We start from the raw sequence: 11,671 nt of genomic DNA, 5'->3' as shown, positions 1-11,671 counted from the left end.
AACACAACAATGGGAAGGCAAGGAGAACAAAAATGTCTGGAAAACTGATGGCGGCCGTTTCCGCGGCCGTTCTGCTATGGGCCGTGCCGGCGCTCGCCAACGGCGAACTGCATATCTACAACTGGGGCGACTACACCAACCCCAAGCTGATCGAAAAATTCGAGAAGCAGTACAATGTCAAGGTGACGCTGGACGACTACGATTCCAACGAAACGATGCTGTCCAAGGTGCGCGCCGGCAATTCCGGCTACGACATCGTGGTGCCGTCCGACTACACCGTGAAGATCATGGTCGAAGAGGGCCTGCTCGAAAAGACCGAGCCCAACGCGATGCCGAACGGCAAGAACATCGATCCGCGCTTCGTCGACGTCTACTGGGACAAGGGCCGCCACTATACTGCACCCTGGCAGTTCGGCACGACGACGTTCGCGGTCAATATGGACAAGTTCAAGGGCGACATCGACACGCTGGCGATCCTGTTCAACCCGCCGGACGAGCTGAAGGGCCAGATCAATGTGCTCGACGACGTCAACACCGTCATGCACGCAGCCGAACGCTATGCCGGCGTGCCGCGCTGCGGCGCCGACAAGGCCAATCTGAAGAAGATCAACGAGATTCTGACGGCCGCGAAGCCGTCGTGGAAGACCTTCAGCTACGACACCATCACCAAGATCACCTCCGGCGACGTGATCGTCACCGAACAGTGGAACGGCGCGGCGTACCGTTCGCGCCAGAAGATCTCGGCGATCAAATATGCCTATCCGAAGGAAGGCGTCGAAGGCTGGATGGACAATGTCGCCGTATTGAAGGGCGCCAAGAACCTGGAGAACGCCAAGCTGTTCCAGGATTTCGTCATGGCGCCTGAGAACGCGGCTTTGATCTCCGAGTTTGCCGGCTACGACAATGGCATCGCCGGCAGTCACAAATTCCTGCCGGCGGAGTTCGCCAACTCGCCGGAGATCAGTCCGCCAGCCGGTTCGCCGACGCCGGAATTCGTGCCGCCGTGCCCGCCGGATGTGGTGGAGATCTACAACAAGATCTGGACCAACCTGCGCAAATAATCCCGCGCAACGCATGAGAGGAGGGGAGGCTCCGGCCTCCCCTTCGTGTGTCCAGGGAGGATTTGATGACATCGTACCGCAACTCCGACGCGCGGCCGCCGATCATGCAAGGTTCGCCGCCGAAGCTGGTCCCGCCGAGGCTCGATTGGGACCGGCCGCCCTGGAACCGCTGGGCCTTCCAGCACATCCGCGAATTCCTGCCGACGGTCGAGGTGTGGCGCGGCAGCGGCCATCGCCATCGCCTCGAGCGCGCGGAGGTCGACCTCGACGATCTGCCGGTGGTCGACAGCAGCGGAGCGCCGACGACGCTTGCCGGCTTGCTCGACGAAACCTATGCCGACGGCTTCCTGGTTCTGAAGGACGGCAAGGTTGCCTATGAGCGCTATTTCAACGGCATGGACGAGCGCACGCTGCATCTGTCGCAGTCGATGGCGAAATCGGTCACCGGCTCGGTGTGCGGCATCCTGGTTGGGCGTGGCCTGATCGATCCGGCAAAGCTGGTCACCGATTATTTGCCGGAACTCGGCGAGACCGGCTGGGCCGGCGCCACCGTGCAGCACGTGCTCGACATGACGACGGGCGTGCGCTTCTCCGAAGAATACACCGATCGTTATTCCGAGATCGGCCAGGTCGATGTCGCGACCGGCTGGAAGCCGATCCCGCCGGGCAGCGATCCGGACTTTGCGTGGCCGTCGCATCTGTTCGAGCTAATCCTGCGGCTGAAGGACAAGGTGCGCCCGCATGGCGAGGCTTTCGAATACCGCTCGATCGAGACCGACGTGCTCGCCTTCATCATGGAACGGGCGAGCGGCAAGCGCCTGGCGCAACTTGTCTCCGAAGAGCTCTGGCAAAAGCTCGGCGCCGACGAAAGCGCCTGCTTCACCGTCGACAGCGCCGGCTATGCGTTGGCCGATGGCGGCTTCAACGCGACGCTGCGCGACTATGGCCGCTTCGGGCAATTGATCCTCGACAATGGCGGCGGGGTGATCCCGGCCGACTGGATCGAGGCGACGCGCACCGGCAGGCACGGGCCGAATTTCAGCCCGAGCCTCCCGGACGGCAGCTATCGCAACCAGTTCTGGATCGAGGATTCGCGCTCACGCTCGCTGATGTGCCGCGGCGTGTTCGGCCAGATGATCCATATGAGCTGGGAGCACAGGATGGTCGTGGTCAAGCTCTCGACCTATCCAGATTTCCTCAACTCCGCCTATTCGGTGGCGACGCAGAAGGCCGTGCATGCCATTGCCGCCGCGCTGGCCTGAAAACCTCAAGACAGACACCGGGAGAGTATCATGACCGGCAAAACCGCGTTCGAGACCCAATACGGCTTTGCCCGCAAGGATGTGCGTCTCGATACCTGGCGCCTGGCGCCGTTCAACCGATGGTCTTTCCAGAATGTCGGCGAGCTGGTGCCGAGCGCGCATGTCGCGGCGGCGCCCGGCGGCGAGGAGCAGGCGAAATCTCTCGGCGCATTGCTCGAGGAAAAGATAGCGCTCGCCAGCGGCAGTGAAACCGTCGAAAGCTTCCTGAAGCGCTCCGAAACGGACGCACTGACGATCCTGAAGGCCGGCAAGCCGGCCGGTGACTGGTCGGCGCCGCATATGCCGTTCGGCGCCCGGCACATCATCTTTTCGATCAGCAAGTCGGTGACGGCGATCCTCGCCGGCATACTGGAAGGCGAGGCGATATTCGACCCCAGCGCGCCGGTGACAAAATACATTCCCGAAGCCACGGGCTCGGCTTATGGCGACGCGAGCGTGCGTAACGTGCTCGACATGACGGTGAGCCTCGATTTCGAGGAAGCCTATCTCGATCCGGAAAGCGCCTTCGCCCGCTACCGCCGGGCGACGCTGTGGAATCCCGGCGGCGGGTCGGAAAGCCTTACGACGTTTCTGCTGACGCTGCAGCGCCTCGCCGAATCGCACGGCGAGACCTACCGTTACCGTTCACCGAATTCCGACATGTTGGGCATCCTGGTCGAGCGCGCATCCGGCAAGCGGGTTAGCGAATTGCTCGGCGAAAAACTGTGGCTGCCGCTGGGTGCTGCGAGTGAGATGTCGGTGACGGTCGATATGGAAGGCACGGCGCGCACCGCCGGCGGCATGTCGATGACGCCGCGCGACCTTGCCCGCATCGGCGAGATGATGCGGCAGGGCGGCACGGCCAATGGCCGCCGCATCGTGCCGGAAGCCTGGGTCCGCGACACGGTCGCCACCGGCGGCAGCCATGAGGCCTGGCAGCGCGGCACGATGGTGTTCCTGTTCCCGAACGGGCGCTACCGCAACAAATGGTACCAGACCGGCCACGACAGCGGCGCCTTCTGCGGCATCGGCATCCACGGCCAATGGCTCTACGTCAACCCGAAGACGGAAGTGGTCATCGCCAAGATGTCGTCGCAGCCGGAACCGGTGGACGACAAGCTGGACGTGGATATCGTGGTGTTCTTGGAGGCGTTGAGCCGGATGGTCTGAGCCGACCCGGAGCTCGTCCTGGCGGCTGTTTTCTGTGGACCTTCAACGCCGAGTGAAACCGGCGCGGTTGGCGGAGCCGCTGTCCCGGCCTATGGTCGCCGCTCTTTACGGCAGGAACGAGCATGGCACCGGACATCAAGCGCATTGCAGCAATCATCGCGGCCGAGATCGGTTCGCGGCCGGAGCAGGCGGCCGCGGCGATCGGGTTGCTCGACGAGGGTGCGACGGTTCCGTTCGTGGCGCGCTACCGCAAGGAAGTCACCGGCGGGCTCGACGACACGCAGTTGCGCGACCTTTCCGAGCGGCTCGCCTATCTGCGCGAGCTCGACGCGCGGCGCGAGACGATCCTTGGCTCGATCCGCGAGCAGGGCAAGCTGACCGAGGAACTAGAGGCCAAGATCGCGGCGGCAGGCACCAAGGCCGAACTCGAGGATATCTACCTGCCCTACAAGCCGAAGCGCCGCACCAAAGCCGAGATCGCCAGGGAGCGCGGGCTGGGGCCTCTGGCCGAGGCAATCCTGGCCGACCGGTCGGCGGTGCCGGCGGAGCTCGCGATGGCCTATGTCACGCAAGAGGTGGCCGACGCCAAGGCGGCGCTCGAAGGCGCGCGCGACATCCTGTCGGAGCAGTTTGCCGAGAATGCCGACCTTGTCGGCAAGCTGCGCGCTTATATGAAGGAACGCGCCTTCCTGCGCGCCAAGGTCGTCGACGGCAAGCAGGAGACCGGCGCGAAATTCTCCGACTATTTCGACCATGTCGAGCGCTGGGCGAATGTGCCAAGCCACCGTGCCCTGGCCATGCTGCGCGGTCGCAACGAGGAGGTGCTGTCGCTCGACATCGAGGTCGATGCCGACGATCAATCGCCGGTGAAACCGGTCGATCAATCGCCGGTGAAACCGGTCGAGCGCATGATCGCCAACGCCTATGCGATCGGCGGCAATCTGCCGGGCGACAAATGGCTGATGGAAGTCGCCGGCTGGACCTGGCGGATAAAACTGTCGCTGCACCTCACGCTCGATCTGATGCGCGACCTGCGCGAGCGGGCCGAGGACGAAGCGATCCACGTCTTTGCCCGCAACCTGAAGGATCTGTTGCTTGCGGCACCCGCCGGCTCGCGGCCGACAATGGGGCTCGACCCCGGCATTCGCACCGGGGTCAAGGTTGCGGTGGTCGACGGGACCGGCAAGCTGGTGGCGACGACGACCGTCTATCCGTTCCCGCCGAGGAACGATGTGCGCGGCACCCAGACGGAACTTGCCGCACTCATCCGCCAGCACAAGGTCGAGCTGATCTCGATCGGCAACGGCACCGGCAGCCGCGAGACCGAGAAACTCGTGGCCGACATGCTGTCGGAGCTGCCGGCAGGCTCCGGGCCGAAGCCGCTCAAGGTGATCGTCAGCGAAGCGGGCGCTTCGGTCTATTCGGCTTCGGCGACCGCGGCGGCAGAGTTCCCGGGCCTGGATGTTTCGCTGCGCGGCGCGGTATCGATCGCGAGACGCCTGCAGGACCCGCTGGCCGAGCTGGTCAAGATCGAGCCGAAGTCGATCGGCGTCGGCCAGTACCAGCACGATGTCGATCAGTATCGGCTCGGCCGCTCGCTGGAAGCGGTGGTGGAAGATGCGGTCAACGCCGTCGGCGTCGATCTCAACACGGCATCCGCCCCACTCTTGGCGCGTGTGTCGGGACTTGGGCCATCGCTCGCCGAGGCAATTGTCACGCATCGCGACGCCAGTGGGCCTTTCGCCAGTCGCCGGGACCTGCTCAAAGTGGCTCGTCTCGGGCCACGCGCCTTCGAGCAATGCGCCGGCTTCCTGCGCATCCCCAACGGTTCCGAGCCGCTCGATGCCTCTGCGGTGCATCCGGAAGCCTATGGCGTCGCCAAGAAGATCGTCGCCGCTTGCGGGCGTGACGTGCGTTCGCTCATGGGCGACAGCGCCGCGCTCAAGGCGCTCGACCCACGCGTCTTCGTCGACGAGCGCTTCGGCCTGCCGACGGTGCGCGACATCATCGCCGAGCTGGAAAAGCCTGGACGCGACCCGCGCCCCGGCTTCAAGACCGCGACCTTTGCCGACGGCGTCGACGACATCAAGGACCTGAAGCCCGGCATGCTTCTCGAGGGCACCGTCACCAATGTCGCGGCCTTCGGCGCGTTCGTCGATATCGGCGTGCACCAGGACGGGCTGGTGCATGTCTCGCAACTGGCCGACCGCTTCATCAAGGACGCGCATGAGGTGGTGAAGGCGGGCGATGTGGTGAAGGTGCGGGTCGTCGATGTCGACATCAAGCGCAAGCGCATCGGGCTTTCTATGCGCAAGGATGGCGGCGAGGGTGGGGCGCCTCGTGGTGGCCCGCGTGACAGCGGCAAGCCGGCGCCGCGCTCGCCGGTGCTGCAGCGTCAGCCGGAAAGGCCCTCACAAGGCGCGTTCGGCGCGGCGCTCGCCGAGGCGATGAAGCGCAAATAGCTACCACGCCAGGACAGCCGGCTCCTTGCCGATCTGACCCAACAGCCAGTCGCGAAAACTGGCCACTGGCATGTGGCCTCGCTTGTCATGCGGCACGACCAGATAATAGGCGCTGCGGCTCTGCATCGGTTGGCCGGGTGCCGGCAGCAGCTGGCCGCGCTGCAATTCTCCGGCAATCAGGATTTCCGGCAGCAGCGCCACGCCGAGCCCCGCCATGCAGGCCTGTGCGACGGTGCCGAACTGCTCGAATTGCATGCCGGGGCCGGTCGGCGCGCTCAGACCTTGCTCCTTGAACCATTCGCTCCAGGCGCCGGGACGCGTCGCCATGTGCAGCAGCGGCAGGCGGCTGATATCGGCAGGCGCGGCGATGTCGTGGGTGGCCAGGAATTGCGGCGAAACCACCGGCATCACGGTTTCGCGCATCAAAAGCGTGCAGTCGGCGTCCGGCCAGTCGGGCATGCCGTGATGGATGGCGGCGTCCAGCCGTTCGCGGGCAAAGTCGAAACGGCCGATGCGGGTGGCGAAGTTGATGGTGATGTCCGGGTGCCCGGCGACGAAATCCGGGATCAGCGGCATCAGCCAGCGCGTGCCGAAGGTCGGCAGGATGGCAAGATTGAGAACGCCGCTATGCCGATTGCTCATCAATCCAAGCGCTGCGTCGCGTAACTGGCCGAGCGCCGAGCGCACCGCTTCGGCATAGATCTCGCCTGCCGCGGACAAGCGGACATTGCGGCTATCGCGCTCGAACAGCCGGCGGCCGAACTGGTCTTCCAGCAGGCTGATTTGCCGACTGACGGCGCCTTGCGTCAGATCGAGCTCGCGGGCGGCCGCGGTGAAGGAGCCGAGACGCGCAACCGCCTCAAAGGCGGCGAGGGCCGCGGTGTTCGGCAGGAGACGGCGCTGGAGGTTCATGATCAATTACTAACGCTCATTGATGCTTGATGCAAATTTGTTTGATTTTTCACTTGCGGAGGCGGATAAGCCGGGCACACCAAAAACTGGGAGCCCAAGGCCATGGCCGCCGAGAAAAATGCTTTCGTCTGGAACGATCCTTTCCTGATCGAGGACCAGCTTTCCGAGGATGAGCGCATGGTGCGCGACGGCGCGGCGGCATTCGCTGCCGACAAGCTGGCGCCACGTATCGAGGAAGCCTATGCCGAGGAGAAGACCGATCCGTCGATCTTCCGCGAGATGGGCGAGGCGGGCCTGCTCGGCATCACCATTCCGGAAGAATATGGCGGGCTCGGCGCCAACTACGTCACCTATGGCCTGGTGGCGCGCGAGGTCGAGCGCATCGATTCCGGCTATCGGTCGATGATGAGCGTGCAGTCGTCGCTGGTCATGTACCCCATCCATGTCTATGGCTCGGAAGCGCAGCGTAAGAAATACCTGCCGAAACTTGCCTCGGGCGAGTGGATCGGCTGCTTCGGCCTCACCGAGCCGGATGCCGGTTCCGACCCGGGTGGCATGAAGACGCGTGCCGAGAAGACCGCGAGCGGCTACAGGCTCTCCGGCTCCAAGATGTGGATCTCCAATGCGCCGATCGCCGATGTCTTCGTCGTGTGGGCGAAGCTCAAGGGCGACAACGGCAAGGACGAGATCCGTGGCTTCGTGCTGGAAAAGGGCATGAAGGGGCTGTCGGCACCGAAGATCGGCGGCAAGTTGTCGCTGCGGGCGTCAATTACCGGCGAGGTGGTGCTGGAAGGCGTCGAGGTCGGCGAAGACGCGCTGCTGCCCAACGCCAGGGGCCTCGGCGGCCCGTTCGGCTGCCTCAATCGCGCGCGCTACGGCATTTCCTGGGGCGCGATGGGCGCCGCCGAGGATTGCTGGCACCGGGCGCGGCAATATGGCCTCGACCGCAAGCAGTTCGGCAAGCCGCTCGCCGGCACGCAGCTGTTCCAGAAGAAGCTCGCCGACATGCAGACCGAAATCGCGCTCGGCCTGCAGGGTAGCTTGCGCGTCGGCCGGCTGATGGACGAAGGCAAGATGGCGCCGGAGATGATTTCCATCGTCAAGCGCAACAATTGCGGCAAGGCGCTCGACATCGCCCGCCACGCCCGCGACATGCATGGCGGCAACGGCATCCAGATCGGCTACCACGTCATGCGCCACGCGCAGAACCTTGAGACGGTCAACACCTATGAGGGCACGCATGACGTGCATGCGCTGATCCTCGGAAGGGCGCAGACAGGGATCCAGGCGTTTTTCTAAGGCGGCAATGCTGCTTAAATTAGGTGCAGCGCAACATCTCTGCTTGGAGAATGCCCAGGACTTGTGTCAGGGTCTGGCGGTAAAACGCCATTCTCCGGGGACCCATGGCAATTCTGGCAGCCGTCCATCACCTGACCCATTACAAATACGACCGGCCGGTGGTGCTTGGTCCCCAGGTCATCAGGCTGCAGCCGGCGCCGCATTCGCGCACCAAGGTGCTCAGCCATTCGCTGAAGGTCGAGCCGAAGAACCACTTCGTCAATCTGCAGCAGGACCCCTACGGCAACTTCCTAGCCCGCTTCGTCTTCCCGGAGCCGGTGCGCGAATTGAGGATCGAAGTCGACCTCGTTGCCGACATGACGGTCTACAATCCGTTCGACTTCTTCGTCGAGCCGGCGGCTGAGACGTTTCCGTTCGAATATCCGGAAGAGATCAGGGACGATCTCGCCATCTACCGCACGCCGGAACCGGCCGGTCCGCTGTTGTCGGCTTTCCTGGCGACGATCGACCACAGCCCGAGGAATACCGTCGATTTCCTCGTCGATCTCAATGCCCGCCTCCAGCGCGAGATCGCCTACATCGTGCGCATGGAGACAGGCGTCTTCTCACCGGAAGAGACGCTGGCCGCGGCCAAGGGCTCGTGCCGGGATTCAAGCTGGCTGCTGGTGCAGATCCTCAGGAATCTCGGCATCGCCGCCCGCTTCGTCTCCGGCTATCTGATCCAGCTCAAGCCCGACCTGGTGGCGCTCGACGGACCGCCGGGAACCGCGGTCGACTTCACCGACCTGCATGCCTGGTGCGAGGTCTATATTCCGGGCGCCGGCTGGATCGGTTTCGACCCGACTTCCGGCCTGCTCACCGGCGAGAGCCATGTGCCGCTGGCGGCAACGCCGCATTTCCGCAATGCGGCGCCGATCTCCGGCATGGCGAGCTTCGCCAATGTCGATTTCGGCTTCGACATGCGGGTCGACCGCATCGCCGAGCATCCGCGCATCACCAAGCCGTTTTCGGACGAAAGCTGGGAAGCGCTCGATGCGCTGGGCGAAAAGGTCGACGCGGCGCTGAGAGACGGCGACGTGCGCCTCACCATGGGCGGCGAGCCTACCTTCGTTTCGATCGACGATTTCGAGTCCGCCGAATGGAACACGGCGGCCGTCGGCCCGACCAAGCGCGGCAAGGCCGACGAACTGATCCGCCGGCTGCGCGAGCGTTTTGCGCCGGGCGGTTTTCTCCACTACGGTCAGGGCAAATGGTATCCGGGCGAGAGCCTGCCGCGCTGGACCTTCTCGCTCTATTGGCGAACCGATGGCGAGCCGGTGTGGCGCGACCCGTCGCTGATCGCGCGCGAAAAAAGCACGATCCCGGTCGGAGCGGAGCAGGCCGAAAGCCTGCTCACGGCAATCGCAGGCGAGCTCGGCATCGACAAGGCGATGGTCAGCGAGGCCTATGAGGATCCAGGCGAGTGGCTGCTCAAGGAAGGCAAGCTGCCGGACAATGTCGATCCCTCCAATTCGAAACTTGAGGACCCGGAAGAGCGCAGCCGCATGGCGCGCGTCTTCGAGCGCGGCCTGACCAAGCCGTCGGGCTATGTGCTGCCGGTGCAGCGTTGGAACAGCGAGGCCGCGGGACACCGCTGGCGTTCGGAGAAATGGAAGACCAGGCGCGGGCGCCTGTTCCTGGTGCCGGGGGATTCACCGGTCGGCTACCGCCTGCCGCTCGGCACGCTGCCCTACGTGCCGCCGGCGCAGTTCCCTTACATCGTGCCGGTCGATCCATCCGTGCCGCGCGGTCCGCTGCCGCCGCGCGAGGCGATTTTGCCCGAAGCTTCGCCGGCCGAACTCGAGGGCGCCGACGAAATGGCGCGCCGCCAGCAGGCAGTGTCCTTCACCGCCACGACCGGCCAGCAGGACCGAGTCGAGCAGGAGATCACCGAGATTGGCGGCGCGGTGCGTACCGCGCTTTCGGTCGAGCCGCGCGACGGCCGGCTCTGCGTGTTCATGCCGCCGGTCGAGGCGCTGGAGGACTATCTCGAACTGGTGGCGGCAGCGGAGAACGCTGCAAAGACCATCGGCCTGCCGGTGCATATCGAGGGCTATGCTCCGCCGCACGATCCGCGCCTCAACGTGATCCGCGTGGCGCCGGATCCCGGCGTCATCGAGGTGAACATCCATCCGGCCGCCAACTGGCAGGACTGCGTCGCGACAACCACCGCGATCTACGAGGAAGCAAGGCAATCGCGGCTCGGCACGGACAAGTTCATGATCGACGGCCGCCACACCGGCACCGGCGGCGGAAACCATGTCGTGGTCGGCGGCGCGACGCCGAGCGACAGCCCGTTCCTGCGCCGGCCGGATCTCCTGAAGAGTCTGGTGCTGCAATGGCAACGGCATCCCTCGCTGTCCTACCTGTTTTCCGGCCTGTTCATCGGCCCGACCAGCCAGGCGCCGCGCATCGACGAGGCGCGTCACGATTTCCTCTATGAGCTCTCGATCGCGCTGGCGCAGGTGCCGCATCCCGACAACGGCCCTGCGCCCTTGCCGTGGCTGGTCGACCGGCTGTTCCGCAACCTGCTCACCGACGTGACCGGTAACACGCACCGCTCGGAAATCTGCATCGACAAATTATTCTCGCCGGACGGTCCGACCGGCCGGCTGGGGCTGGTCGAGTTCCGCGGTTTCGAGATGCCGCCCAATGCGCGCATGTCGCTCGCCCAGCAATTGCTGGTGCGCGCGATCATCGCCCGCGCCTGGAAGAACCCGCTCGACGGCCGTTTCGTGCGCTGGGGCACCTCGCTGCACGACCGTTTCATGCTGCCGCATCATGTCTGGGCGGATTTCCTCGACGTGCTGGAGGACCTGAAGCTCAACGGTTTCGACTTCCGCCCCGAATGGTTTGCCGCGCAGCTCGAATTCCGCTTTCCCTTCTGCGGCGAGGTGCAGCATGCCGGCGTCAAGCTGGAATTGAGGCAGGCGCTGGAGCCCTGGCATGTGATGGGCGAGCAGGGCGCCATCGGCGGCACCGTCCGCTTTGTGGACTCTTCAGTCGAGCGGCTGCAAGTGAGGACCGAAGGCCTCAATCCAGAGCGTCACGCCATCGTGTGCAACGGCCGCATCGTGCCGATGAAAGTCACCGACAATCGCGAGGTCGCGGTGGCCGGGGTACGTTTCAAGGCCTGGCAGCCGGCTTCCGGCCTGCATCCGGCGCTGCCGGTCAACACGCCGCTGGTGTTCGACATCTATGACCGCTGGTCGGGCCGGTCGGTCGGCGGCTGCGTCTACCATGTCGCGCATCCGGGCGGCCGCAACTACGACACGTTCCCGGTCAACGGCAACGAGGCCGAGGCGCGGCGGCTTGCCCGGTTCGAACCGCGCGGCCATACGCCGGGCGGCTACGTGCCGCGTGACGAAGAAGCTTCTGAAGAGTTCCCCATGACCCTTGACCTGAGGCGGCCGGCGAGACTCTGATC

General features: G+C 64.8%; 7 protein-coding genes. 6 read left to right on the top strand and 1 reads right to left on the bottom strand.

Annotated elements, in window-relative coordinates:
* The first annotated feature begins 32 nt into the window (after nt 1-32).
* From F3H96_RS05850 to F3H96_RS05835, 4 genes are all read left to right on the top strand, one after another.
* A complete protein-coding gene (locus F3H96_RS05850) occupies nt 33-1,061 on the top strand; it encodes an extracellular solute-binding protein (RefSeq protein ID WP_188131301.1) in 1,029 nt (342 codons plus the stop codon).
* 65 nt (nt 1,062-1,126) lie between these two features.
* A complete protein-coding gene (locus F3H96_RS05845) occupies nt 1,127-2,323 on the top strand; it encodes a serine hydrolase (RefSeq protein WP_149790980.1) in 1,197 nt (398 codons plus the stop codon).
* Nucleotides 2,324-2,353: 30 nt separating this feature from the next.
* Nucleotides 2,354-3,532, top strand: a complete 1,179-nt coding sequence (locus F3H96_RS05840) for a serine hydrolase (RefSeq protein ID WP_149790979.1) — start codon at nt 2,354-2,356, stop codon at nt 3,530-3,532.
* A gap of 122 nt (nt 3,533-3,654) precedes the next feature.
* The gene (locus F3H96_RS05835; protein ID WP_149790978.1) at nt 3,655-5,994 is read left to right on the top strand and encodes a Tex family protein; all 2,340 of its coding nucleotides are present in this window, start codon (nt 3,655-3,657) and stop codon (nt 5,992-5,994) included.
* Here the strand turns inward: F3H96_RS05835 and F3H96_RS05830 are convergent, their stop codons facing one another.
* Nucleotides 5,995-6,906 carry a LysR family transcriptional regulator gene (locus F3H96_RS05830; protein ID WP_149790977.1) on the bottom strand — a complete coding sequence of 304 codons (912 nt, stop codon included), beginning with the start codon at nt 6,904-6,906 and terminating at the stop codon, nt 5,995-5,997. It lies immediately after the preceding gene.
* Between the two features lie 102 nt (nt 6,907-7,008).
* Between F3H96_RS05830 and F3H96_RS05825 the strand changes: the two genes are divergently transcribed.
* Entirely contained in the window at nt 7,009-8,205 is a 1,197-nt protein-coding gene (locus F3H96_RS05825; protein WP_149790976.1) for an acyl-CoA dehydrogenase, read from the top strand.
* A gap of 104 nt (nt 8,206-8,309) precedes the next feature.
* The gene (locus tag F3H96_RS05820) at nt 8,310-11,669 is read left to right on the top strand and encodes a transglutaminase family protein (protein WP_149790975.1); all 3,360 of its coding nucleotides are present in this window, start codon (nt 8,310-8,312) and stop codon (nt 11,667-11,669) included.
* The last annotated feature ends 2 nt before the right edge of the window (nt 11,670-11,671 follow it).

This window comes from Mesorhizobium sp. NFR06, from assembly GCF_900115245.1.
Lineage (GTDB): Bacteria > Pseudomonadota > Alphaproteobacteria > Rhizobiales > Rhizobiaceae > Mesorhizobium.
Note: the sequence above shows the minus strand (reverse complement) of the source record. Positions and strands in the feature narration are given on the sequence as shown.